Origin of the sequence: Vibrio sp. 10N.286.48.C11 (assembly GCF_041469805.1) — a bacterium.
GTDB lineage: Bacteria > Pseudomonadota > Gammaproteobacteria > Enterobacterales > Vibrionaceae > Vibrio > Vibrio crassostreae_C.
In genome coordinates, this window is record NZ_JBFRLK010000132.1 from 12,796 (window position 1) to 36,627 (window position 23,832).

The 23,832-nt window shown below is 44.3% G+C and carries 23 protein-coding genes; 11 read left to right on the forward strand and 12 right to left on the reverse strand.

Going from position 1 to position 23,832, the window contains the following annotated elements; translation table 11 throughout:
• Positions 1-45: 45 nt before the first annotated feature.
• The 4 genes from AB4209_RS21835 to AB4209_RS21850 form a co-directional block, all read right to left on the reverse strand.
• Positions 46-783 carry a dienelactone hydrolase family protein gene (locus AB4209_RS21835; protein WP_372057356.1) on the reverse strand — a complete coding sequence of 246 codons (738 nt, stop codon included), beginning with the start codon at positions 781-783 and terminating at the stop codon, positions 46-48.
• Positions 784-999: 216 nt separating this feature from the next.
• A complete protein-coding gene (locus AB4209_RS21840; protein ID WP_372057358.1) occupies positions 1,000-1,929 on the reverse strand; it encodes a 1-aminocyclopropane-1-carboxylate deaminase/D-cysteine desulfhydrase in 930 nt (309 codons plus the stop codon).
• A gap of 127 nt (positions 1,930-2,056) precedes the next feature.
• A complete protein-coding gene (locus AB4209_RS21845) occupies positions 2,057-3,355 on the reverse strand; it encodes a sensor histidine kinase (RefSeq protein WP_372057360.1) in 1,299 nt (432 codons plus the stop codon).
• A complete protein-coding gene (locus AB4209_RS21850; RefSeq protein WP_372057362.1) occupies positions 3,352-4,029 on the reverse strand; it encodes a response regulator transcription factor in 678 nt (225 codons plus the stop codon). Before AB4209_RS21850 ends, AB4209_RS21845 begins: the two co-directional genes overlap by 4 nt.
• A 125-nt stretch (positions 4,030-4,154) precedes the next feature.
• On the opposite strand from AB4209_RS21850, the gene AB4209_RS21855 reads away from it, so the two are divergent.
• The 3 genes from AB4209_RS21855 to AB4209_RS21865 are packed head-to-tail and all read left to right on the forward strand — an operon-like array spanning position 4,155 to position 7,109.
• Positions 4,155-5,174: a glycosyltransferase family 2 protein gene (locus AB4209_RS21855; RefSeq protein ID WP_048659621.1), complete on the forward strand. Its 1,020-nt coding sequence runs from the start codon at positions 4,155-4,157 to the stop codon at positions 5,172-5,174.
• Entirely contained in the window at positions 5,171-6,658 is a 1,488-nt protein-coding gene (locus AB4209_RS21860) for a glycosyltransferase family 39 protein (protein WP_017063527.1), read from the forward strand. The genes AB4209_RS21855 and AB4209_RS21860 overlap by 4 nt, the downstream gene beginning before the upstream one ends.
• Positions 6,645-7,109 carry a GtrA family protein gene (locus AB4209_RS21865; RefSeq protein WP_372057364.1) on the forward strand — a complete coding sequence of 155 codons (465 nt, stop codon included), beginning with the start codon at positions 6,645-6,647 and terminating at the stop codon, positions 7,107-7,109. Before AB4209_RS21860 ends, AB4209_RS21865 begins: the two co-directional genes overlap by 14 nt.
• A gap of 85 nt (positions 7,110-7,194) precedes the next feature.
• On the opposite strand, the gene AB4209_RS21870 is transcribed toward AB4209_RS21865, so the two are convergent.
• On the reverse strand, positions 7,195-9,492 hold the full coding sequence (locus AB4209_RS21870; protein ID WP_408068888.1) for a YgiQ family radical SAM protein: 2,298 nt from the start codon (positions 9,490-9,492) through the stop codon (positions 7,195-7,197).
• Positions 9,493-9,822: 330 nt separating this feature from the next.
• On the opposite strand from AB4209_RS21870, the gene AB4209_RS21875 reads away from it, so the two are divergent.
• Together AB4209_RS21875 and AB4209_RS21880 are read left to right on the forward strand one after the other, a co-directional pair.
• Positions 9,823-10,503: a hypothetical protein gene (locus tag AB4209_RS21875; RefSeq protein WP_017062029.1), complete on the forward strand. Its 681-nt coding sequence runs from the start codon at positions 9,823-9,825 to the stop codon at positions 10,501-10,503.
• Positions 10,504-10,635: 132 nt separating this feature from the next.
• Positions 10,636-10,836 (forward strand): DUF4250 domain-containing protein, encoded by a 201-nt coding sequence (locus tag AB4209_RS21880; protein WP_004736508.1) that lies wholly within the window; start codon positions 10,636-10,638, stop codon positions 10,834-10,836.
• Between the two features lie 139 nt (positions 10,837-10,975).
• On the opposite strand, the gene AB4209_RS21885 is transcribed toward AB4209_RS21880, so the two are convergent.
• Entirely contained in the window at positions 10,976-11,887 is a 912-nt protein-coding gene (locus tag AB4209_RS21885; protein ID WP_372057368.1) for a LysR substrate-binding domain-containing protein, read from the reverse strand.
• A 280-nt stretch (positions 11,888-12,167) separates the two neighbouring features.
• Between AB4209_RS21885 and metE the strand changes: the two genes are divergently transcribed.
• The gene (gene metE / locus AB4209_RS21890) at positions 12,168-14,531 is read left to right on the forward strand and encodes a 5-methyltetrahydropteroyltriglutamate--homocysteine S-methyltransferase (RefSeq protein ID WP_372057370.1); all 2,364 of its coding nucleotides are present in this window, start codon (positions 12,168-12,170) and stop codon (positions 14,529-14,531) included.
• 92 nt (positions 14,532-14,623) lie between these two features.
• On the opposite strand, the gene AB4209_RS21895 is transcribed toward metE, so the two are convergent.
• The 6 genes from AB4209_RS21895 to AB4209_RS21920 form a co-directional block, all read right to left on the reverse strand.
• On the reverse strand, positions 14,624-15,019 hold the full coding sequence (locus tag AB4209_RS21895) for a GspS/AspS pilotin family protein (protein WP_017062026.1): 396 nt from the start codon (positions 15,017-15,019) through the stop codon (positions 14,624-14,626).
• Between the two features lies 1 nt (position 15,020).
• Positions 15,021-15,317 carry a YciI family protein gene (locus tag AB4209_RS21900; protein WP_004741234.1) on the reverse strand — a complete coding sequence of 99 codons (297 nt, stop codon included), beginning with the start codon at positions 15,315-15,317 and terminating at the stop codon, positions 15,021-15,023.
• Positions 15,318-15,511: 194 nt separating this feature from the next.
• Complete coding sequence (gene yciA / locus AB4209_RS21905) at positions 15,512-15,910, reverse strand: acyl-CoA thioester hydrolase YciA (protein ID WP_009846426.1); 399 nt, start codon at positions 15,908-15,910, stop codon at positions 15,512-15,514.
• Positions 15,911-16,098: 188 nt separating this feature from the next.
• Positions 16,099-16,665: a septation protein A gene (locus tag AB4209_RS21910; RefSeq protein ID WP_372057372.1), complete on the reverse strand. Its 567-nt coding sequence runs from the start codon at positions 16,663-16,665 to the stop codon at positions 16,099-16,101.
• 133 nt (positions 16,666-16,798) lie between these two features.
• Positions 16,799-17,047 carry a hypothetical protein gene (locus AB4209_RS21915; RefSeq protein WP_017069991.1) on the reverse strand — a complete coding sequence of 83 codons (249 nt, stop codon included), beginning with the start codon at positions 17,045-17,047 and terminating at the stop codon, positions 16,799-16,801.
• Between the two features lie 286 nt (positions 17,048-17,333).
• Positions 17,334-18,221 (reverse strand): LysR substrate-binding domain-containing protein, encoded by an 888-nt coding sequence (locus tag AB4209_RS21920; protein WP_017063534.1) that lies wholly within the window; start codon positions 18,219-18,221, stop codon positions 17,334-17,336.
• 181 nt (positions 18,222-18,402) lie between these two features.
• Here AB4209_RS21920 and hisC point away from each other — a divergent pair, with 181 nt between their 5' ends.
• From hisC to AB4209_RS21945, 5 genes are all read left to right on the forward strand, one after another.
• Entirely contained in the window at positions 18,403-19,545 is a 1,143-nt protein-coding gene (hisC, locus tag AB4209_RS21925) for a histidinol-phosphate transaminase (RefSeq protein WP_372057374.1), read from the forward strand.
• 10 nt (positions 19,546-19,555) lie between these two features.
• Positions 19,556-20,329: an ABC transporter substrate-binding protein gene (locus tag AB4209_RS21930; protein WP_029235360.1), complete on the forward strand. Its 774-nt coding sequence runs from the start codon at positions 19,556-19,558 to the stop codon at positions 20,327-20,329.
• Between the two features lie 581 nt (positions 20,330-20,910).
• Entirely contained in the window at positions 20,911-21,870 is a 960-nt protein-coding gene (locus AB4209_RS21935; RefSeq protein WP_017063537.1) for a TRAP transporter substrate-binding protein, read from the forward strand.
• Between the two features lie 67 nt (positions 21,871-21,937).
• On the forward strand, positions 21,938-22,417 hold the full coding sequence (locus AB4209_RS21940) for a TRAP transporter small permease (protein WP_004736522.1): 480 nt from the start codon (positions 21,938-21,940) through the stop codon (positions 22,415-22,417).
• Positions 22,418-22,438: 21 nt separating this feature from the next.
• Positions 22,439-23,746, forward strand: a complete 1,308-nt coding sequence (locus AB4209_RS21945) for a TRAP transporter large permease (RefSeq protein WP_010438025.1) — start codon at positions 22,439-22,441, stop codon at positions 23,744-23,746.
• Positions 23,747-23,832: the final 86 nt, after the last annotated feature.

The following is a 23,832-nucleotide window of genomic DNA, read 5'->3' on the forward strand; positions in this document are numbered from 1 at the left end:
CATTCTTAAGTTTTCGAATGGGGTTGTGGGTTCTGAGGGAGAAGATTATCTGGTCGTGGTTTCTAGCACATGGGTAAATCTATCCCAAGATTTTTGGTCAGCTTCATGTTGATAGTTATTCGATCCGAATACTGTGAAGGCGTGTGGCGCACCACTATAAGTGATCATCTCATGCGGAACTTTGGTTGATTCAAGTTGAGCGGCGAGGCTTCCAAAGTCGTGCATTGAAATCATGGCATCAGCCGTGCCGTGGAACACGACTACGGGAGCTTTAGTCTGCGAGTAGTCTTGGCCTTTTGGTGTTGATAAACCGCCATGGAAGGTTACGTAAGCCTTCGAAGGAATTCCCGCACGAGCAGCTTCCAATACAGCAGCTCCACCAAAGCAGTATCCCATTATTACGTTGTTATCTAAGTTGCCGCCAAGTCTTTTCGCTTCCATGGCTCCTGCGTTGAGTAGCGCACGCATTTTCTCTCTGTCTTTGTACAGTTCACCTGTGTGTTGTTTTTTGTCTTTCACTTCGGTTGGGCGAATGCCTTTACCAAATAGGTCGATGGCGAACACGTTGTAACCGAGTTCGTTGAGCATCTCAGAACGTTTCTTTTCGTAATCGGTTAAGCCATCCCAATCGTGTATTAGCAGTACCAAAGGCGCTTGGTCACTGGCTTCACTCCAATAACCTTCGTAATCCATACCATCGACTTGGTAAGTGATGTTTTCTCCTGAAATCGCAGAGAAGGGCAGTAAAACTGAAAACAAGCCTAGCGTGGTGAGTGTTCGCATGCGTTATTCCTTTCGATGACAATTGACGTTCCAATCGAAAGTATAGATAACGCGATGATTCTCGCCATATTTCTGTCTCTAACTTGAAATGTATGGCAGGGATAGCCGGTGGCTATTGCTGATGAATAGCCATCGAGAGGGAGTGCGATGGCTGTTTTGTGATGTTTTCAGCTTACCAAAACTTGAATAGCTAAGCTGGGGAATAAAGGAAAACAACTACCAAGATGCGTTGGTTTTGCTAATGCTCATCTCTGGATACTTACGCTGATAGCGTGGCAACATCGATTCATTGCCTAAGATGCCACCTTGATGGATATAGATGACGGTTTTGGTTGGGTTGTCTTGTTGCCATTGTTCCAAGCATTGCCACATCAAAGGGTCATAGAGCAGGTCAAATTCAATGTCGGTTTGCTCTTGTAGATCCAACCAGGTTTGATAATCCTGCTGATACAGCTTACCGAAATGGTGCTTGGTTTTGAGCGGTAAGATCTGTGGGTGATCGGATTCGCCAAGTTCATTGAATTGTTGCGTTAAATAGTCATTACCGCCAACACACGCACAGGTTAACACCGGGATGTTGTGCACTTTTAAATGCTTATGCAGATACAGAGCCGTACTGCCGGTGCCTGCTGGTAGTGCAACCAAGAAATCGTGTTGGTTTTCGAAACGCGTCCAGCTGAGTATCTCCATCGCCAGTTGCTTCACGCCATATTCAGAAAGCTGAGAGCGTCCACCTTCAGGCAATACAATGCACTGAGAATCTGGCTGTCTTATTTGCTCAATATACTCCTGAGGGTGAAGCTCAGAGCCCGTCTCTTTGACTGAAATCACCTTAGCGCCTAAGTCTACAGCGCCACGGTAATTGCCGATTGGACGTTCTTTTAGCCATTGAGGAAGGTGATCAACGTAAAACTCAAGCGTCCAGCCTTTAATTTTTGCAAGTGCAGCGAGCGAGAATAGAGAGTTAGCTTGCGCAGAACCGTAGCTTATTAGAGTGGTGATGTTTGGGTGATCGTCTTCCAGTAGCTTCATGAACTTTCGCGCTTTATTGCCACTAAAGTGAGAGTGGAGCTGATCGTCACGCTTCAAGAAAAAGGTGTGGTCGTTGTATTGATGTTGAGTTATAGGGCTATTATTTAGTTTCATCGCACTTAGACAAAACGCTGACTAAGAAGCCAGCATTTTTAGTTCAAATAGGACTAACAAGTATCTAGTAGCCTGCAAGTGCTGTAAACCAACTAAATCAAGTTTTCGTTCGATATTGAGCCTCGAACTATGAATTCATTTGCTCTGAGATTGATGCGGATATATCGGTTTGAAAGGTGATTTTAGCGGTACATCCACCACAGCTGCGATTGACCAATTCAAAGCCCCACTGGAAGCGTTGACACAAGTCCTCGACAATCAATAAACCTAATCCATGACCATTCGGATTGTATTGTTCCTGAAGGCCTTCACCTTGGTCTTCAATCACAATACTCTGTTCGGACAGGGTAACCGTGACAGTGCCACTATTGGTCGCTGCAATGGCATTCCTCAATAAATTGCCGACCAACATATTCATGATCGCGCTGGTGGCTTGAATGGTCGGCTCTGATTGAATGTGTAAGGATATCTCGACTTGCTTCTCATCCGCCTGTAATGAATTCTTGGAAACGATAGCTTCTAACTCTTGCTGACTAAACAAGCGCAGCGGTGCATCGTCACTGTTTCTTTCATAACGAACTAAACCAAGCAGTGCATCGACCATTTCAGACATTTGAACAATGGCTTCATCAATACGTTCAACCTGACGAGATTGAAATTCGGTTGTTTCGCTTCTCAGTAACAGTTTGTTGGCACCACGAGCAACAGTCAACGGAGTTCTTAGTTCATGACTTGAGTAGCGTACGAAAGCTTGCTCGCGTTTTACTAGAGAATTGATTTCTCTTCTGTATTGATTGAGTTGATCCGTCAACTGACGAAACTCCACCGCCGCATCGTCATTCACTCCAAATTCTTCGTTTAGATTGAGCTTATTGGATTCAAGCTGTTCAGATAGGGAGTTGAAGGGCTCAATCAGCCGTTTAGACAACCGATAGAGCAGAGCTCCGAAGCTGAATATTAGAATAGAGAGAAGGGCTAATACAAATGTGGTGGCATAAACGAGCTCAAAGACACTAAGCTCGACACGGTCTATTTCAGAAAGCAGAACAATAGGGTGAGTTCTACCTTCATGAGTATACTCGCCTACATAGACCATGCGAGATTCTGGATCTTCACCGACCTCACCAATGAAATTTTCTTTGCCTTCAATATACTTTAAATACTTTTTCGGTAGATAGGAAAGATCGTTGTAAGCGATAGTCAGGTCATCAATACGAAGCTCTCCACTTTCGCCTGACTGGAATAACCCGACTGCATAGTTGCGGTCAATTAGGATGCGTCTTTCACCCACGCGGTCTTCCGACAAGTACAGGGCTGTGATAAATACCACATAGACAAATGCCGACACAATTACGGCCATTAACCCAAAGAAAACCGCTAAGCGGCCCGTTAGGGTTTTTGTGCTTGTAAGAACATTTGAAATCAATTCGATGGCTCCAATCGGAAGCCAACTTTAGGCACCGTAATTAACATCTGAGTGTCAAAAGGCTTGTCGAGTTGATTACGTAACTGATAAATGTGACTGCGCAACACATCATTGTTGGGCTCGTTTTCTTCCCATAACTTGTAGGAAATAGCTTCACGAGTGACTACTTCAGGTGCGCTTTGGCACAGCATCTCAAGTATGGTGTAAGTGGTTGGATTGAGCGCTAGTAGTTTATCTTGGCGGTAAGCTTTACGGGTTTTTTGGTCGATGGTGAGTTCATCGAACTGAAGTTTTGAAGAGGCGACTTTTCCGCGGTAACGACGGACTAACGCTTTCATTCTGGCTTCCAAAATATCCAAATCAAAAGGCTTGGTGAGGTAATCATCGGCACCGTGTTCAAAGCCTTTCAGCATATCTTCTCGGCTATCTAAGGCGGTCAGCATCAAAATAGGTGTCGCGTTACCTTGGTCTCGCAGTTTATTACAAACCGTTAGGCCGTCCATTCTCGGTAACATTAGATCCAATATGATGATATCAAATGAGTTTTCCAACGCGAGTTGTAGGCCAAGTTCACCGTTGTCTGCGTAATCGAGTTCCATGCCAATACACTCAAAATAATCAAACAAGACACCTGCAATTTCACGGTTATCTTCGACTAATAGAACTCGTTTCATTTTGATTCTCATACAGAAATAGACAGTAACATTATCCTGAGTGAGCGTGAAAAATATGTCAATAACATAACTTTCACTTATGGGAGGGTAGATTGGCTTCAGATTAAAAAATAGAAGAACGTATTATGTCTGAACTTCATATTAGCCGCCCTAAGATATCTACATCGCAGATCAATCCTGCGGTCTCTTTGTCTATCATTGTGCCTTTTTACGATGAACAAGAGGTATTGGAAGAGTTCCACTCTCGCCTTACCAAGGTGCTTGATAGCTTACCGATCACGAGTGAGATTGTTTATGTCGACGATGGCAGCAAAGACAACAGCTTGGACTTGGTGAGTTCATTCACTTCAATCAACAGCTCAATCTCGGTGATTGGTTTAAGCCGTAACTTTGGTAAAGAGTCAGCCATGAGTGCTGGCCTTGAGCATTGCCGAGGACAAGCGGTGATCTTGTTAGACGCAGACCTGCAAGATCCGCCGGAGCTGATCCCACAAATGGTTGCCAAGTGGCGCGAAGGCTATGACGTTGTGAATATGCAGCGCAGCCAGCGTGATGGTGAAACGTGGTTTAAGAAGTTTTCAGCGGCGAGCTTTTACAAAGTCATGAATGTGGCTGCGAAAATCGATGTTCCTGAAAATGTCGGTGATTTCAGACTGTTGAGCCGTGAAGTCGTCGACCATATCAATCAACTTCCTGAACGTAATCGCTACATGAAAGGTATTTTCTCATGGCCGGGTTTTAGGCAAGCAACGATTCAGTTTAAGCGCGACGCGCGCTTTTGTGGTGAGACCAAGTGGAACTACTTGAAGCTGGTTGGCTTGGCGATGGATGGCATCACTTCATTCTCTATCCGCCCACTGCGTATTGCGACGGCCGTTGGTGGCTTAGTGGCACTTACTGCTTTCGTGTATGGCGTCTTCATCGTGTTCAAAACCATGATGTTTGGTGAGCCCATCACGGGCTATCCGTCAATGATGGTCGTACAGCTTGCCCTTGGCGGTATCCAACTGTTGTGTATTGGTTTAATGGGAGAGTACATAGGTCGTATTTTCATCGAAACCAAGAACCGTCCTTTGTATCTGATCCAATCGGTGGTCGATACCCCTGCATTAAAAACGCATTTTAAATTAGAGGAGTCAGCATGAGCCTGAACCGAACGCACCTATGGTATTTGTTGGCTTTTGCATTGGTTCTAAGGCTCTTATCTCTGGCGACATACCCTTTAATGGACACTACGGAAGCGCGCTACGGTGAGATGGCTCGCTTGATGGTAGAAACCGGCAATTGGTTAACCCCTCAATTTGATTACGGCATCCCTTTCTGGGGTAAGCCTCCGATGTTTACCTGGATGAGCGCGATTGGCATTGAGCTGTTTGGTTTGAGTGAGTTTGCTGTGCGTGCGCCACACTGGTTAGCAGGTTTTGCGACGATTTTGTTGGTTGCGTACATGGCTAAGCGCACCGGACAAAGTGCCTTGGTGGCGGCCGTGGTGTTGGCGACATGTGGGATTTTCTCTATCGCGGCGGGTGCTGTTATGACTGACATGGCATTAACGTTAGCGATGACCATAGCCATGTTAGGTTTCTACCTATGTTGGTTAGGAGGAGAGGGTTCGAAGGGAGAAGGGAGCGCGAAGACTAATCGGTCTTGGGGCTATGTCGGTTTTATTGGCTTAGCACTAGGCTTGCTGGCAAAAGGGCCGGTAGCGATTGTGATTATGGGTATCGCCGTTTTCCCTTGGTTAGTATTGCAACATGGATTTTTTGGCGCTTTTAAAGTGTTATGGCAACGCTTTCCACTGTTGTCAGGCTTAGGCGTGATGCTAGCGATTGCTTTGCCGTGGTACATCATGGCTGAAATGGCAACACCGGGTTTTATTGATTACTTTATTGTTGGCGAACACTTTAAGCGTTTTGTTGTGAGTGGTTGGGAGGGCGATTTATACGGTTCTGCCCATGACCAAGCAAGAGGCATGATTTGGATTTTCTGGATTCAAGCGGCTGCGCCGTGGTCGATTGTGTTGCCTATTTTGACTTTCGCCCGTCGTAAGAAAATCGCAGAAGTTAACGCTGAACATAGTGGGTTGTTTTCATTCCTTGTGTGTTGGTTGGTCTCTCCTCTAATTCTTTTCACTATGGCGGGTAATATTCTTCCAGCTTACGTCCTACCGGGTATTCCAGCCCTTGGCTTGCTGGTGGCAACGCTTGTGGTAGAAAAAGATAAGAAGTGGTTCTCGAGTGTGGCTTTGGTGCTACCTGTGCTGTTAATGATTGCGATGGTCTACCTCAACCTAGGCAAAGCGAACGAGAAAAGTGACCGTATTATCTTCGAGCAGATCACGGATGAAGCGCCGAGCTTTTACATCGGTAAACGACCGTTCTCTGGGCAATTTTACAGTCATGGACAAGCGAAAAAGCTACTTGATGTTAAACAGTTAGATGGTATCGACAAGTTCTATCTGATTGGTAAAAGAGCGGAAGTGGAAACCAAGATTAAAGACAATGCGTTGACCTGTATTTTAGAGCCGACGGTGAAGATCAAGCGCGCTCTATTTAGTTGTCATAGCCAAAACATCAAACCAAATCTATCGTTGAGCCATATTCGAAGTGATGGCGATGTTCAATTTTAACTCGTCATCGAGACTGTTTAGCCACAAGTTCGACGTGCTAAACCAAAAACTACAACCTCATCATAAGATGATTAAATTCGCTATGGTGGGGTCGGGTGGCTTTGTTGTCGATTTTGCCGTGTTTGCGTTGCTGCATTACGTTATTGGGTTGCCGTTAATGAGTGCTCGAATTGGCTCTTTCATCGTTGCAGCAACGACAACCTGGTTTGGAAATCGAGTGTTGACCTTTGAATTCAAAGGGCAGGGGAATTGGTCCGAAAAGCTGATTCAATGGCAAAAGTTCATGTTCTCTGCATCAATATCGGCGATACCTAATTTGCTGTGCTTTAAGTTGATGACTGAATTGCTGCCTGCATTTACTGGGGCAGTGTTTATCGCAATGGCGGTTGGCATCTTGGTGGGCATGGTCAGTAACTATTTGCTTAGTCAGTATTGGGTGTTTGCTCGTTAGGCTATCTTGTAACAGACACAAAAAAGCGCAGCTAAATAGCTGCGCTTTGTGTTTTTACGATAGCGAAGTCAATCGGTTCGCGATATTAGCGTTGTGCTGCGCGCTGGCGGTTCTTGCCGTTACTTGCAGGTTTGCCACCTTGACCATTGCCCGCTTTGTTACGGTTTGGTTTGCCATTTCCGCCGCCATTACCTTGTGATTGCTGACCACCAGGACCTTTCTTAATGAAGCCAGTCGCTGGTTTACGAGCATTGCCATTACCGCCACCTTGGTTAGCATTACCTTGGCTACCGTTGCCGTTACCATTCGGCTTCTTGCCACCCGGTTTCTTACCAGAGTGGTTACGTGGGCTTTCGCCACCAAGACCTGGCTGAGATTTACTGTGCTTAGTCGCAAAGCGTTGTGAACCGTGACGACCAGACTTACGACGTTGTGCCGGTGTTTGTGCATCAAAGTCTTCTGCTGGTACTAGGCAGTTTGCTTTGTCACCAATTAGGTGCTGTTTACCCATGCTGATCAGTGCTTCACGGATGATTTTCCAGTTTTCAGGAGCGTGGTAACGAAGCAGTGCTTTATGCAGACGACGTTGACGATCACCTTTCGGCACAGGAACATCTTCACGCTTCTTATATTTCACGCGTTTCAGAGGGTTAGTCTCTGAGTAGTACATCGACGTTGCATTACACATTGGCGATGGGTAGAAGTTCTGTACTTGGTCACACTCGTAGTTGTGCTTTTTCAGCCACATTGCTAGGTTAAGCATGTCTTCATCTTCTGTGCCCGGGTGAGCAGAGATAAAGTAAGGAATTAAGTACTGTTTCTTACCGGCTTCAGCGCTGTACTTCTCGAACATCTCTTTGAAACGATCGTAAGTGCCCATGCCCGGCTTCATCATCAGATCCAGTGGGCCTTTTTCAGTATGCTCTGGAGCAATCTTCAAGTAACCACCAACGTGGTGAGTCACAAGCTCACGAACGTATTCTGGAGATTCAATCGCTAAGTCGTAACGTACACCAGAAGCGATCATGATCTTCTTAACACCCGGTACTTTTCTCGCAGAGCGGTACAGGTCGATAGTGTGTTGATGGTCTGTGTTTAGCTTTTCACAGATTTTCGGGAACACACATGATGGACGACGACAGTTAATTTCAGCTTTTGGATCTGAACAACCTAAACGGTACATGTTCGCCGTTGGGCCGCCCAAGTCAGAAATAGTACCTGTGAAGCCCGGTACTTTATCTTTAATGTCTTCGATCTCATCCAAGATAGATTCTTTCGAACGGTTCTGAATGATGCGACCTTCGTGCTCTGTGATTGAACAGAAAGAACAACCACCAAAACAACCACGCATGATGTTAACCGAGGTTTTGATCATGTCGTATGCTGGGATTTTCGCTTTGCCGTACATCGGGTGCGGAACACGCTTGTACGCAAGGCCAAACACGTAGTCCATCTCTTCTGTGGTCAATGGAATAGGCGCTTGGTTAATCCAAAGCTCGCGATCACCGTGACGTTGAATAAGAGCACGACCTGAGTACGGGTTTGTCTCAAGGTGCAGAATACGACTAGCGTGAGCGTAAAGAATACGGTCATTGTTTAGCTTTTCGTAACCTGGGATACGAACCGCTGTAGTTTTTGCATCGTGACGAGAAGGGCGAATAGTAATAGGTTGCGCTTTTACTTCTTCTTTTTCGTCTTTCTTGGTATCACACTGAGTTTCAACTTCGTACGGGTTAACCGGAACATACGCTTTGTTCGGCTTTTCGATACGAGAAGAGTCAATGATCTTGAAGCCTTCAGGGGCCGCAGGAAGATTGATAGCAGTACCGCGGATATTGGTCAGCGTAGACATGTCTTCACCATCGGCAATGCGGTGTGCTACTTCAACCAATGCACGCTCAGCGTTACCAAAAAGAAGAATGTCAGCTTTTGCATCAAACAATACAGAGCGGCGAACTTTATCTGACCAGTAGTCGTAGTGAGCTACACGACGTAAGCTCGCTTCAATACCACCAAGCACGATTGGCGTGCCTTTGTAAGCTTCACGACAACGTTGAGAATAAACCAGAGTTGCACGATCAGGACGCTTGCCACCTTCATTGTTCGGAGTATAAGCATCATCGTGACGTAATTTGCGATCAGAGGTGTAGCGGTTGATCATGGAGTCCATGTTACCCGCTGTGATGCCGAAGAATAGGTTAGGTTTACCTAGCTTCATGAAGGCATCTTTATTGTCCCACTTTGGTTGAGCAATAATGCCCACGCGGAAACCTTGAGCTTCAAGCAGACGGCCGATGATAGCCATACCAAAGCTCGGGTGATCGACATAAGCGTCACCAGTTACAATAATAATGTCACAGCTATCCCATCCAAGAGCATCCATCTCCTTTCTACTGGTAGGCAAAAAGGGTGCAGTTCCGTAGCACTCGGCCCAGTATTTTTTGTGTTCGTGAATAGGAGTGATATCGCTGTACATATTTCAACCTCTGATTTTTGAGGCGGGAATTATAGCGGCATGAGCCTAGACTAGCCAGTAGAACATGCCCCTGTTAGTTCTGGTGTCTTTCGTCTTTTTACGGTAAATGGCGACAAAAGAACCATACAACAGCATAGTTGAAGCCTTGAATAACGTCGCTAATTTGTGATTTTGATTAGTGTTCGCAGCAGTTTTTGATATTATTCGCGAAAATAAGTCTGAAGAAGTAGATCCACAATGGTCGAAACGTTATTAGTACAATTTGCTCCGATGCTTTTAGGAGCCCAACTGATCTTAACCCTCATCTTGGTGAAAGGGGATATTTGTCCGGGGCAGCGTGGTCGTATCCACAAGATGTTACCTGCGATTGGCGTGCTGTGGCTTGCCGTTGCCTCAGTAAAAATTGAAGCCTTTCTGGTCGTGTTTGCGATCTTTTATTTCTATTCTCAAGTTCAAACTAAGAAGACACGCGATTCTGGCCCTATTTGGGTGATGTACTTAGCTTGTGGTTTGGCATTGTCTTACGTTGCTATCCAAGCGACGGAACAAGCAACTACCGTTGGTATCATCACTACTGTATTGCTAGTGGCACTGTTAGGCTCAGCGTTTGGCCATTTACTGCTGACGATTGCAAGAACACGCTTACAGGCATTTCACCGTGTTCTGCCTGTTGTTGGTGTTTTGACGGGCATGTTGGTGGTTTTGGCAACAGTCGTGAGTGTCTATTCTTTGTCTGAAGCTCAACTAGAACCAGTGATTTCAACGCTACTGTTCAGCTTTGCTTTGCTAATCTCAGCTATCGTGGTGTGGTGTTGGCATCTACTGTTCGTTAAAACCCCGGAAAAACTTCAACTGACGGTTTCGTTACTGATGTTATTGGCTGCGGCTGTGGGTTTAACGCCAGTGTGGGCACTTTAATCGCGCACTTTCATTAATTACGTGCGCTCATTAATCACGCATTCTCTTTAAGAAGTGTGATCAGTTTTTTAGCATGGCCTTGGTAAGCGTTCTAAACTTAATTTTAGTCGGTGTGTTCGTAAGGAGTACGAGATGGATTTAAGCAACGTCAAAGGTTTCGATAGCATTATCTTGCTGGGAATCGTGAATGAGAAACTTCGCCTAGAGTGCGATAGCTTTGAAGAGCTGATCAGTATGTATGAAATGGATATAGAAAGTGTCGTGGGCAAGCTCGATATGCTTGGCTATCAATACGACCCATTGACTAACCAGTTTAAGTCTTATCCAAGATAGTCTATTTTCGCGAATCAACAGATATCGAAAATCATCGATACTGAAACTAAAAAGTCACAGATTATCTGTGACTTTTTTTGTTTCTGGCGTTTGCCTTTCCGATTTAATACAGGCTTAAGCTAGCTCAATAATGAACCTCTTAAACGACCTCAATACCATCTAACTGACTCTTACTCTGCTGTCTTGCTGTGCTAAAGAAAGCCTGTAGGTAACGTTTGTCTTTTTCTGAGTTTCTTACTGCGGCAAACAGTCTTCTTGAAAGCCCTTTACCTAACGGTTTGCTGGCTATCAAACCTTGTCTTGAGAACTCACTGATCGCCCAATTTGGTAATGCCGCGACACCTAATCCTGCCGATACCATTTGCACCAACATTAAGGTGTTGTCTGCTTGTTTCCACTTCTTAGGTTCTACACCTGCTGGTTGCAAAAAGTGCTTCACTACGTCTAAACGCTGCTTTTGAACTGGGTAGGAGAGCATAGTGAGATCGCTAAGATCTTGCGGTTCAATGCTCGCCTTTTCTGCCAAAGGTGAGTTGATTGCGGTGATCAAACGCATCTCAAAATCAAAGAGTGGTTCGTAGTGAACCTCAGAGCGAGGCTGTATATCAGAGGTGATCACCAAATCTAGCTCGCCTGCCATTAGCGCGGGTAGCGGCTCAAACCCAAAGCCTGACGAGAAATCTAGCGTTACGCTTGGCCAAGCCACTTGATATTCCTTCAAAGCAGGCATTAACCATTGGAAGCATGAGTGACATTCAATCGCCATGTGCAAACGACCATTCACATCCTCTTTCAGGCTCGCGAGTTCGTTCTCCGCTTTAGCTATTCTTGGCTGTATCTCATCGGCAAGCCTAAGCAAAATCTCACCTTCAGAGGTGAACTTAACTGGTCTAGTTTTACGTAGGAAAAGCTGACCACCGATACGCGCCTCAAGGTCTTTCAGTTGGTGAGAAAGCGCCGACTGAGTCAAGTGAAGAGAAGTTGCCGTCGCTGTTAGCGAGCCGCTGTCTCTTAAAGTAGTCAATGTTCGAAGGTGTTTAAGCTCTATCATGAGTTTTCCTCATATTCCCTAAGCCAATTCAATATTTCTTAATAATCACCCTACGGGGTTTTCTTTCATTTGTAAACGTCTAGATGTCCAGATGGATTTAATTTTTCAGCTTTAGATTATTCAAGATGAATATTTTTAATAAACAAGATGAATATTTGGACGTTGTTCATCGTTCAGATTAGGGAGATAGTTTAGCCATCTAGACGCCTTGTAAAGAACTTAAACCATAAGCTAGGCAGTTTGATCGAACACTAAAAATTATTGAATAAGGAACAGGTTCATGACTACGACAACGCATATTTTAGGCTACCCACGTATCGGCGAAAAACGCGAACTCAAATTCACTTTAGAAAAATACTGGCGCGGTGAGATTAACCAATCAGATTTAAAGCAACTCGGTAGCGAACTAAGAAATCGTAACTGGAATGTACAAGCTAAGGCGAATCTAAGCTTTGCAACTGCGGGTGACTTCGCATGGTACGACCATGTTCTAACAACGACGTTACTTCTAGGTCATGTACCTGAGCGTCACGCTGGTGGATCAGAAGGTGAAAAAGCCTTCCCAGATTTAGATACCTTGTTCCGCGTTGGTCGCGGTCAATCTCAAACTCAAATACAATCTCAAAGGCAGCCAACTTGTTGTGGCGCTAAGCACGGCTCTGAAAGCGCTAAAGATGGTGCAGCAGCATCAGATATGACGAAGTGGTTCAACACTAACTATCACTACATTGTTCCTGAGTTCAGTAAAGACGACACCTTTGAAGTGAGTTGGCCACAACTGTTTGACGAAGTGAGTGAAGCGATTAAAGCGGGGCATAAGGTGAAGCCAGTTCTTCTAGGCCCATTATCTTATTTATATCTCGGCAAGGAAGTAGAAGAGGGCTTTGACCGTTTAACTTTGCTTCCACGCTTGCTTACCGCTTACCAAGCGATTCTGGCAAAACTGGCCAAGTTGGGCGTTGAGTGGGTACAAATCGATGAACCTATCCTTTCTCTGGAACTTGAGACTAAGTGGGCAGATTCATTCAAATTGGCTTATCAGGTGATTCAAGGTGATGTGAAGCTACTCCTTACCACGTACTTTGATTCTGTGACTGACACGTTAGATAAAATCATGGAACTGCCCGTCAACGGCTTACACATCGATTTGGCTGCCGCACCCCAGCAACTCGATGAAGTGGTGAACAAGCTACCTGAAGATTGGGTGCTTTCTGCAGGAGCAATCAACGGACGCAATGTTTGGCGAGCAGACTTAGCCGCGCAGCTTGAGTTGCTGCAACCAGTGAAAGAAAAGCTAGGCGATAAACTATGGGTCGCAAGTTCATGTTCATTGCTGCATAGCCCAGTCGACCTTGAGTTAGAAGAGACGCTTAGCGAAGAAGTGAAGAGTTGGTTTGCCTTTGCAAAACAGAAAGTCACTGAGGTGAGCTTATTGGGTGCGGCGTTAGACGGCGACCAAAATGCCATTTTAGCGTGTGAGACGTATAGCCACCCGATTGTTGCACGCAAGAGTGCAACTCATGTGAATAAGCCGCAAGTTCAAGCTCGTATTAACACGATAACTAAAGCGCTAGCAGAGCGCACTGCTCCATACGCAGAACGTGCCGCGCACCAGTCTGAGGTGTTAGGCTTACCGCTGTTACCAACCACAACCATTGGTTCATTCCCACAGACAGGCGAGATCCGTGTTCAACGTAGCGCTTACCGCACTGGCAAACTGAGTGAAGCGGAATATAACACTGCATTGAAAGGCCATATTGCGGATGCCGTTAAACGTCAAGAAGCACTGGATTTGGATGTGCTTGTTCATGGCGAAGCTGAACGTAACGACATGGTGGAGTACTTTGCAGAAAACCTAGCAGGCTTTCAAACCACTAAGTTTGGTTGGGTACAAAGCTATGGCTCACGCTGCGTGAAGCCGGCGATTGTGGTCGCGGATATAGAGCGTGAGAAGCCGATGACCGTAGAATGGTCGACCTATGCACAATCTCTGACCTCGAAGCAGATGAAAGGGATGCTGACAGGCCCAGTCACTATCTTATGTTGGACATTCCCACGTGAAGACATTTCACGCAAAGAGATCACTAATCAATTGGCATTTGCGCTGCGAGATGAAGTGTCTGATTTGCAAGACGCGGGCATCAACATTATCCAAATCGATGAACCAGCGATTCGTGAAGGTCTGCCATTGAAAAAGCGCGACCACGCAGAATACCTAGAGTGGGCCGTCGATGCCTTTAAGATCTCAGCGGCAAGTGCTAAACCAGAAACTCAGATTCATACCCACATGTGTTACAGCGAGTTCAACGAGATCATTGATTCAGTAGCCGCGCTAGATGCCGATGTGATTACCATTGAGACTTCTCGCTCGAACATGGAACTGCTGAAAGCATTTGAAGAGTTCAACTACCCGAATGCGATTGGACCTGGCGTTTATGACATTCACTCACCAAACATCCCGTCAGAAGAGTGGATTGTTGATTTACTTAAGAAAGCGGCAGAGAAAATTCCAGCGGAACGTTTGTGGGCAAACCCTGATTGTGGGCTGAAGACACGGAACTGGGCAGAGACGGAAGCGGCGCTGACTAACTTAGTTTCGGCAACTAAAGCACTGCGTAAAGAGTGGGAATCAACCGAGGCATAATTCAGCTTAGGATTTTGATTGCTTCATAAAACAAAGGCCTCGCATTTGCGAGGCCTTCTGGTTTTATACTTGTTCGAATCTCGAGCTAGAATCTAGCTGCTGCTCTGACACGTCTCTTTGCTGATCAACTTCTCAACCATCAGTTGTCCGCGAGTGTTGCGAATCTTGATGTTGTAAGCCAAGCCCATATCAAGGTTTGCTCTCACTTCAGAGTTGGTGCAGTAGCTATTCACACTCATGTCTACAACTTGGTTTAAAGGCTTAGCACCTTTTGCATCTTGGTTGTAGATCATCATGATTTCGATAACCGTGTTTTTTGCTAGCACGCGCATGACCGACAGTGGGCCATACTCAATCGGCAGGCCTGCAGATAAAACGCCAGCTCGGTGCTGCGCCATCATCTCTAGCTGTCTTTGTTCGTCTTGCTCACTTGAAGCACAGCCTGCAAGCAGAGCTAAAGCCAGTGAGCCAATAATCCATTTTTTCACGTTAAAATACTTTCTTGAATGGTTTTACAATCACATTTTGGTAAACGCCAGCATCAATGTACGGGTCAGCGTCTGCCCATGCTTGTGCATCTTCCAAAGAGTTAAATTCAGCAATCACAGTTGAACCTGTGAAGCCAGCTTCACCAGGGTTATCTGAGTCAATGGCTGGCATTGGGCCTGCTGTTAACAGTCGGCCTTCATCGTGAAGTGTTTGTAGGCGTTCTAGATGTTGTGGGCGAACACTTAGGCGCTTTTCTAATGAATTTTCGACGTCTTGAGAAAAAATCACGTACCACATATTGAGATATCCTTATTTTACTTCACTAAATTGGGGCGTTTAAATTCGCTATCTTGCTAATTTACGCGAACTAATTGGTATTGGAAGGGTTAATGATAAGAAATTGTGAATTGGTGCGAGAGAGCGCTATGGTCTTTAGCTATTTCATTTGCTGAAACTAAAGACCACTTACATGAACGACTGAGTGAAAAGTCCTATTTATTGATAGAGCGAGGCTTACCACTTTCATCAACTGCCACGTAGTTGAAGGTCGCGCCACAGACCTTGTAACGGTCGCCGATGCCATGATCAAGTACCGGCTTAACCCATACTTCTAGGTCGATATTCATCGAGCTGCGACCAATCTTAGTGCAGTCACCATAAACACACACAACATCACCCACTGAAACCGGCTGTTTGAACTCGATACTCGATACTGAAACCGTGACTATCTTGCCGTTAGATATCTCTTTTGCCAGTATGCCGCCAGCAAGGTCAAGCTGTGACATTATCCAACCACCGAAAATCTGGCCTGCTGCATTTGTATCAGAAGGCATCGCTAATGTGCGAAGAAGTAAAGAACCAATCGGGTTCAAAGTTGATTGAATAGTCATTGTCGTACTCTTAATGGTATTGATTGTTTTATATAAAAATAGATGTGTTTACGAGACTCGTGGTGGTCTAATTTTTAACGTCTTCACCGAACACAAATAATCAGCGGCCAATGATCACGAGTATCATTGGCCAATCGCATATTGATAATAATTGTATCAAATAGGGTATGAGGACTCATCCCTAAGGGCTATTTCTCGTCGGTATTTTTATCCGTTAACTCTTTCTGCTGGTCTTTTGGTAGATGCTTATAGATATAAACACCAGTGAGCAAGGTGAAGAGCAAGGTCGCGATGAGTAGACCAAACACTTTGAAGTTGACCCAAACATCCAACGGTAGGCTGAAAGCAACGTAAACGTTGAGAACGGCACATAGGGTAAAGAACAGCGTCCATGCCCAGTTGATCTTGCCCCATACCGAATCAGGCAGTGTGACCTCTTTGCCTAACATACCTTTAATCGCTGATTTGCCCATGATGTGACTGACCGTCAGGCCAATCGCAAACAGTGCGTAAACGATGGTGACTTTCCATTTAATGAAGTTGTCGTCGTGCAAGAAGATGGTCATGCCACCAAATACGGCAACCATTAGAAAGGTGATGACCTGCATTTTTTCGACTTTCTTGTAGATGAAATAAGTCAAAATAATTTGAACTGCAGAGGCAACGATCAAAGCGCCGGTCGCGGTATAGATGTCGTACATCTTATAAAGCGCAAAGAAAATAATGAGAGGAATGAAATCAAGAATTTGTTTCATGAGACACTGACTATCCAGTTAGTTGAGTTGCTGACAGTCTAACGAAAACTGTCTCGATGCTAAATAGCTCGAGACAATTGGGTGCCAATTAATTCAATCTAACCACTCATCGTGTTTAAAGAGTTGAAGCAGGTTATCGCATTGACGAGGTTTGATAGCGAGGTATCAGCTTTTTGATATCTTCAAGGTAACCTTCGCTCTTTAAGCTGTCTAAGGTGTTTTCGAGCTCTTGCTCACTCATGGCAAAACACGTCGATTTGCCTGTCGTTAGGTCGAGATACTCGTGATATTCACGCTCTGTGAAGTGGCCAATTCTGTCCATTAATAAGGTTTTAATTCCATGGTGAATCAAGCCGTAATACGTATGTCTTTGTAAGGTCATAGCCTATCCTCCGTGACAAGCTGCAGTGAAACTGTTGCAACCTGCTGTATATTGGTTGGGTTATCTATGACAAAGCAATTCGAATGCCATTTTCTCTAGTTGAACGGAACATTTTCCCTACCAGATAGAATTGAACTTCTTTTCAAATAGTTAAGACGAGGTACGTTCTATTCTCTGACAACCAATACGTAACAGACATAAAATAGTTTCATTTTGAGAACGATGAAATTCTCATTATGACGCTCTACTGCCGTTTATAGTGTGCTTCTATCTACGGTGATTGCCGCTAATCGACGAGCCAATCAACAAGCGTAGATAAGGATGTATTTTGTCGATTCTTGGGTTGCAGCAAGAAGTAACCATTTCCAGAGAAAACACTGCCTTCACTCACTTTTACCAATCTACCTAAATCAATATCTTGCTTGGCCAGCGTGATGTCGCCTATGGCAATGCCAAACCCTTGAATGGCGGCGTTCATAGCTTGATCGAGTGTTGCGAATTGTTGGTTGTTCTTGCTTGAAAGGTCGTGGCTGCCTATGTGCTCTAACCAAAGTCGCCAATCACTTTGCTCATTGTTGGCGTGTAGCCAAGTGTATTGGGCAAGCTTGTGTGGCTTGATGATGGTCGATGCGTCGTCGACAAGATGGCTCTGTGTAATGCTTTGTGCTTGGCAAACGGGCGCTAGCTGCTCGTTAAACAATAATTGGCTGATAATCGATTGTTGGTTTGGCTTCTTACCATAGGTAATTACGGCGTCAAACGGATCAAAGCTTGGTTCGAAGACGTGCTTGATGGTCGACGTCAGTTCGACATCAATTTCAGGATAGGCTTGCTGAAAAGACATCAACTTAGGTAGTAGCCAAGAGGTAATACAGCTCGGTGCGTTGAGTTTGATCTTAGACGGAGAGCTAGCCACTTGATTTAGAGCCGATTGCAGCTGATGAATCGTTCCTTGTATCAGGGGAACCAGTTCTTCTCCTTTCGGCGTTAAAGACAATCCGCGAGCATGGCGATAGAAGAGATCACAGCCAAGGCTTTCTTCAAACGACAATACCTGACGACTCACTGCACCTTGCGTAACATTGAGCTCATGTGCCGCGCGTGTAAAGTTGAGGTGCCTTGCCGTAGACAAAAACGCGAGCAAGGTTTTGGTTGAAGGAAGTGTGCGATTCATATCTTTACCTATGACTTTTTATCATGGCTATTATGTGATTATTTCGATTCATTTATCAATAGTGTTCTGTTTGAATGTAAATACTTAATCATCATTTGTGATTCAATATGTGTATAAGTCACATTTTTTGAATATGAAGGCAATGATGAAGACATTGTGATTTTGTGAAAGGGATAGCTTCTTGACATCTTTTATTGATAGCTTAGTGCCTCAGGCTGTAAAAAAATTAATACCTTATCAATCGGCAAGAAGAATTGGTGGTGATGGACGTGTCTGGCTAAACGCCAATGAATTGGAAAGCTCGCTGTTTCAAGGAGAAGCAAGTCACAACCGATACCCAGACTTCTTACCACAAGATATTGCTAAGGCTTATCAAGATTACTGTAGTACCGATGCCGCGACTGTGGCTGTTCGTGGTGCAGATGAAGCGATTGATTTGCTGATCAGAACATTCTGTAAACCGGCGTGCGACAACATACTTATATGCTCTCCAACGTATGCGATGTATGAGTTTTGCGCTGATGCATTGGCGATTAATACCTTGGACTCTCCATTGCAGGAAGACTTTAGCCTGAACGTCGCTGATATTGTGAATAAGGCAAAACTGGCGAATATCGTGTTTCTTTGCTCACCAAACAATCCAACGGGCAATGTGATTCCTAAATCGGATTTGATTCAGGTACTGGAAGGCACGACTGGAAAATCTCTAGTGGTCGTCGATGAAGCGTATATCGAATTTGAACCACAAACGTCAGCTGTTAGCCTTATTGAGCGTTATCCGCACTTGGTTGTGATTCGCACTTTGTCTAAGGCATTTGGACTGGCTGCAGTTCGTTGTGGTTTTATCTTAGCGAGTCAAAATGTGATGCAGTATGTCGCGAAGCTGATTCCACCGTATCCGATGCCAGATTGCTCATCTCAAATCGTGCTAGACGCTTTGTCCGATGAACGAGTCTCAGTGATGCAAGACGCGACGCAAAAGCTGGTTGAACTACGTAACTGGTTTGCTTGTGAGCTAACGCGGTTTGATTTCATCGAGTCTGTTTACCCTTCATCGACAAACTTCATTTTGCTGCGTCAAAAAGCAGGGCACCAAGTGTTCAGTGTCTTGGCGAAGGACGGCATTGTGACAAGGAACCAAAACCATGAACCGGCTTTGCGTAACTGTGTTCGAATCAGTATTGGTAGCCAAGAGAGCATGCTAGAAGTGATAACGTCACTAACACGTTACCAAACCGAATTAGAACAGAGTCAACAAGGCAAACAAATTCAACAAGCTCAACATAAAGAAATTCAATCTCAACTCGATAAAGATCATATCTAGGATGGCAATGATGAAAAAGATAATACTAGGACTCGCTTGTGCGGCCGCTTTACTTGGTACAACGGTACAGGCGAAAGAAATCCGTTTAGCGTCGGACTTTACGTATCCGCCATTCAACTATAAAAACAGCGACGGTGTGCCTGTCGGGTTTGATATTGAGATAGCTGATGCTTTGTGTGAGCAAGCTAAACTCGATTGTACTTGGGTTTCACAAAGCTGGGATTCGCTAATTCCAAGTTTGTTGGCAAGAAAGTCAGATGTGATTATGGCGTCAATGCGTATCACCGAAGAGCGTAAGCGTAAGATCTTATTTACTGATAAGTACTACCAAACTCCAGCCGTGTTTGTTGCTGCTAAAAGCGCGGAGTTCAGCGTTGATGAGGCGGGCTTGGCGGGCAAAACTATAGGTGTTCAACAAGGTACGATTCACGATCGCTACGTAACCGACAAGTTTGGCAGTGTGGCCAACATTAAGCGTTACACAGGGCAAGATGAAGTGTATCTGGATCTGCAAAATGGTCGTCTAGATCTAACCTTTGGCAACTCGGATCAACTGTCATTAGCTTTCTTAGATAAAAAAGAAGGTGAGGGCTTTGAATTTAAAGGTAAAGCAGTAACCGACAAAGCCTACATTGGCGAGGGTACGGCGTTAGCACTAAGAAAGCAGGATTCAAAACTGGCGAAACAATTCAATGCCGCGATTGAAGAGATCAGAGCGAACGGTACTTACGACAAGATCGCCGCTAAGTACTTCACGTTTGATATCTATGGCGCTGATTTGTAATTCGTCTAACGCCTAAAAAACTAGAACACCAAAAACAAAAATCCGAGAGCTGTGAGGCTCTCGGATTTTTGTTACAAATAATTCATCCTCTCAAGCTTCTCTCTATTGCCTTTATCTATTCTTGTTACCTAAACTCAGCCGAAAACCTTGCCTTCATCACCTCACAAAGCACTGTTCACGACTCGCGTTTTCGAGCGAGGAGACCTTCTTTGTCGTGCTCCATAACTGAATTTAATGTCTTAAAATAACATAAATAGATCGATACTCTTTTACTAAGAGATTGTTCTTAAAGCAGTTGAAAGTAATCGAAATTACAAAAAAATCCAAAGTAGAACTGATTAATGGTCTAATTAGTCCCAAATATGATTGGTATCACAATCAATTAGGTTCTCAGGCCAATAGATAAACCTTAGTTCACAAAATATACATATAGTATTGTAATACAAAATTCATAGGGTAAGAATATTGTAATGAAACGTTACTGCTATGAGCGATGTGCAATTGAACGTTAGATTTCAAACTTAGCTATAGCGTTGCATATAAAAACTGTACCTCTTACAAAATGGATTCTGGAGAAGAACATGAAAAAACACCTACTGACGATTGCAGCGGCTTCAATTCTTATGGCATTTGGCGCTCAAGCAAAAACTTTGACGTTAGGGCATGCAATGTCATTAGAAAGCGCAGCTCACCAAGGCATGGTGATCATGGCTGATAAAGTTAAAGAAAAATCGAATGGTGAACTTACGATTAAGATCTTTCCAAACGGTCAATTAGGCTCTGAACGTGACCAAGCGGAGCAAGTTGTTACTGGCGCGATTGATATGGCCAAAATCAATGGTGGGTTAGCCGAATCTTTTGAACCAACGTTTAAGGTTAATGCACTGCCTTTCTTATTCCGTGACGTTCCACATATGAGAACCTTCATGCGAAGTGAAGCTGCACAAGAGATGTTGCTTTCAAGTGAAGGTAAAGGCTTCATCGGTCTTACATTCTATGACTCAGGCACACGTAGCTTCTACGCTAAAAAAGCCATTAACTCACCGGCTGATCTCGCTGGTATGAAAGTTCGAGTTCCGGGTTCTCCAACCATGATGGAAATGGTTAACCTATTAGGTGGTAAAGCAACGCCTGTACCTTTCAATGAGGTATACACGGCGCTGCAACAAGGCGTAATTGACGGTGCTGAAAATAATATTTCTAGCTTAGTTGAAATGAAACACAGCGAAGTTGCCAAATTTTACTCTATGGACCAGCACATGATGACACCTGACGTGATCATCATTTCAGAATACAAATGGGGTTCATTAACGGCAGAAGAGCAAAAGATCTTAAAAGAAGCTGCTGCTGAGTCTCTTGAAGAGCAGATCAAAATCTGGGATGCAACAGATGACATGAACAAAGAGAAAGGAATGAAAGAAGGTGTCACGTTTGTTGAAGTTGATAAAGCCCCTTTCCGTGCAGCTGTTAAACCTATGATTGATGAGGCGAAAAAAGATCCAAAACTAGCTCCATTCATTGAAAAAATTGAAGCTCTTTAATCAGTCTTAGTGAAAATATAATTTTGCCTTGGCTTTGCTAAGGCAAAATTTTTTGAGGTATCACACCATGTTAGCAACTTTCAGAAACCTACTTGATAGGCTGATTCTTTTTGTCTCTTCTTTTGCACTAATGTTACTTGTCGTTACTGTCACTTGGCAGGTCTTTAGTCGTTATGTTTTGAATGATCCAAGTAACTGGACTGATGAACTTGCTCGTTATGCGATGGTATGGCTTGGCTTATTAGGAGCAAGCTACTTATTCGGTATCAAAGGACACTTAGCAATAACGTTATTGGATGGTTATCTTAAGGGTAAAGCACATATCGCATTACATGTACTCATCAATATCATTTCTGGCGCATTTGTATTTCTAGCAATGCTTCAAGGTGGCATCGCCCTAATGGGAAGAACCACACAACAACTCTCTCCAGCACTGCAATTACCGATGTCGACGGTGTATTCAATATTGCCGATTTCAGCCGTTATTATCCTCATTTATTTGGTCATGAATACGTTTGATCTTTTTTGTGAACCCAACAAAAAATAAGTTTTAAAAGGACTCTATATTATGGATTTGTCCATTGGTGTTTGGCTGCTAGGCCTATTCTTATTCATGATCGCGATAAGCATGCCGATTGCGATTGCAATTGCCATGTCATCTTTAACCATCATGTATTTCATCTTACCGTTTGAAGTCGCCAGTATTACTGCGGGTCAAAAAATCATTACCGGTATTGATAGTTTCAGTTTATTAGCCATCCCTTTCTTTATCCTCGCGGGGAATATAATGAATGTAGGTGGCATCGCGAGTCGACTCATCAACCTTGCAAAGCTCTTGGTTGGTTGGATCCCGGGCTCACTTTTTCACGTGAACATCTTCGCCAATATGATGTTTGGCGCCGTTTCAGGATCAGCCGTTGCAGCAGCAGCTGCGGTTGGTAAAACCTTAGGCCCAGAATTAGAAAAAGATGGTTATGATAAAAACTTAGCAACAGCAGTAAACGTTGCATCTTGCCCGGCAGGCTTATTAATACCGCCGAGTAATTCACTGATCGTATTTTCAGTGGTATCGGGTGGAACATCCGTTGCGGCGTTGTTTATCGCAGGGTATGTCCCAGGTATTCTAATGGGCTTAAGTTGTATGGTCGTCGCTTATTTCATCGCTAAAAAGAAGGGCTACAAAACAAGTGCGAATGACGGCTTCACAACGAAAGATGTGCTGAATATTGTTTGGCAAGCAACACCAAGCTTAGGGCTTATTGTTGTTGTTATTGGCGGTATTATTGGTGGTATATTCACTGCAACAGAAGGGGCATGTATAGCGGTTCTATACTCTTTTATACTGTCACTCTGTTACCGAACCCTCAAATGGGCACACTTTCCGATAATTTGTAGAGAAACGGTTCAGGTTACTGGCATTATGCTGTTCTTGATTGGTGCTTCTACCATTATGTCATGGGCAATGGCGTTTACCGGTCTACCAACCATGATCAGTGATTGGATGCTCTCTATTTCAGACAATCCAATTATCATCTTTATTCTGATGAACCTGATTCTACTGATTGTGGGTATGTTTATGGACCTTACGCCAGCCGTATTGATCTTTACCCCTATCTTTATGCCGATTGCTGAGCATTTAGGCATGCATCCAATTCACTTCGCGATGATGATTATCTTCAACTTATGTATTGGCATTGCAACGCCACCCGTTGGTACGGCGCTATTTGTGGGTTGTAGTGTCAGTGGCTCTAAGATTGAAAACGTTATAAGAAGTATCATGCCGTTTTGTGCCGTATTGATCGTCACACTGTTGGCCATTACTTTTATTCCTGAAATTAGTTTGGCTCTGCCTCGTGCGTTTGGACTCATCAATTAGCCTGACAAGGGTAAGATTTACCGAATCAATATCGATCATTACCTAATAAAAAAACCGCCTCATGAAGGTAATGCCGTTCACTTAAG

What these genes read in the sequence shown, in the direction of transcription:
- metE (WP_372057370.1), top strand. Translation starts at nt 12,168, where the DNA reads ATGACTACGACAACGCATATTTTAGGCTACCCACGTATCGGCGAAAAA.
- AB4209_RS21915 (WP_017069991.1), bottom strand. Translation starts at nt 17,047, where the DNA reads ATGACCTTACAAAGACATACGTATTACGGCTTGATTCACCATGGAATT.
- yciA (WP_009846426.1), bottom strand. Translation starts at nt 15,910, where the DNA reads ATGACTATTCAATCAACTTTGAACCCGATTGGTTCTTTACTTCTTCGC.
- AB4209_RS21930 (WP_029235360.1), top strand. Translation starts at nt 19,556, where the DNA reads ATGAAAAAGATAATACTAGGACTCGCTTGTGCGGCCGCTTTACTTGGT.
- AB4209_RS21910 (WP_372057372.1), bottom strand. Translation starts at nt 16,665, where the DNA reads ATGAAACAAATTCTTGATTTCATTCCTCTCATTATTTTCTTTGCGCTT.
- AB4209_RS21935 (WP_017063537.1), top strand. Translation starts at nt 20,911, where the DNA reads ATGAAAAAACACCTACTGACGATTGCAGCGGCTTCAATTCTTATGGCA.
- AB4209_RS21870 (WP_408068888.1), bottom strand. Translation starts at nt 9,492, where the DNA reads ATGGATGCTCTTGGATGGGATAGCTGTGACATTATTATTGTAACTGGT.
- AB4209_RS21900 (WP_004741234.1), bottom strand. Translation starts at nt 15,317, where the DNA reads ATGTGGTACGTGATTTTTTCTCAAGACGTCGAAAATTCATTAGAAAAG.
- AB4209_RS21875 (WP_017062029.1), top strand. Translation starts at nt 9,823, where the DNA reads ATGGTCGAAACGTTATTAGTACAATTTGCTCCGATGCTTTTAGGAGCC.
- AB4209_RS21880 (WP_004736508.1), top strand. Translation starts at nt 10,636, where the DNA reads ATGGATTTAAGCAACGTCAAAGGTTTCGATAGCATTATCTTGCTGGGA.
- AB4209_RS21885 (WP_372057368.1), bottom strand. Translation starts at nt 11,887, where the DNA reads ATGATAGAGCTTAAACACCTTCGAACATTGACTACTTTAAGAGACAGC.
- AB4209_RS21945 (WP_010438025.1), top strand. Translation starts at nt 22,439, where the DNA reads ATGGATTTGTCCATTGGTGTTTGGCTGCTAGGCCTATTCTTATTCATG.
- AB4209_RS21840 (WP_372057358.1), bottom strand. Translation starts at nt 1,929, where the DNA reads ATGAAACTAAATAATAGCCCTATAACTCAACATCAATACAACGACCAC.
- AB4209_RS21855 (WP_048659621.1), top strand. Translation starts at nt 4,155, where the DNA reads ATGTCTGAACTTCATATTAGCCGCCCTAAGATATCTACATCGCAGATC.
- AB4209_RS21865 (WP_372057364.1), top strand. Translation starts at nt 6,645, where the DNA reads ATGTTCAATTTTAACTCGTCATCGAGACTGTTTAGCCACAAGTTCGAC.
- AB4209_RS21835 (WP_372057356.1), bottom strand. Translation starts at nt 783, where the DNA reads ATGCGAACACTCACCACGCTAGGCTTGTTTTCAGTTTTACTGCCCTTC.
- AB4209_RS21920 (WP_017063534.1), bottom strand. Translation starts at nt 18,221, where the DNA reads ATGAATCGCACACTTCCTTCAACCAAAACCTTGCTCGCGTTTTTGTCT.
- AB4209_RS21940 (WP_004736522.1), top strand. Translation starts at nt 21,938, where the DNA reads ATGTTAGCAACTTTCAGAAACCTACTTGATAGGCTGATTCTTTTTGTC.
- AB4209_RS21850 (WP_372057362.1), bottom strand. Translation starts at nt 4,029, where the DNA reads ATGAAACGAGTTCTATTAGTCGAAGATAACCGTGAAATTGCAGGTGTC.
- AB4209_RS21860 (WP_017063527.1), top strand. Translation starts at nt 5,171, where the DNA reads ATGAGCCTGAACCGAACGCACCTATGGTATTTGTTGGCTTTTGCATTG.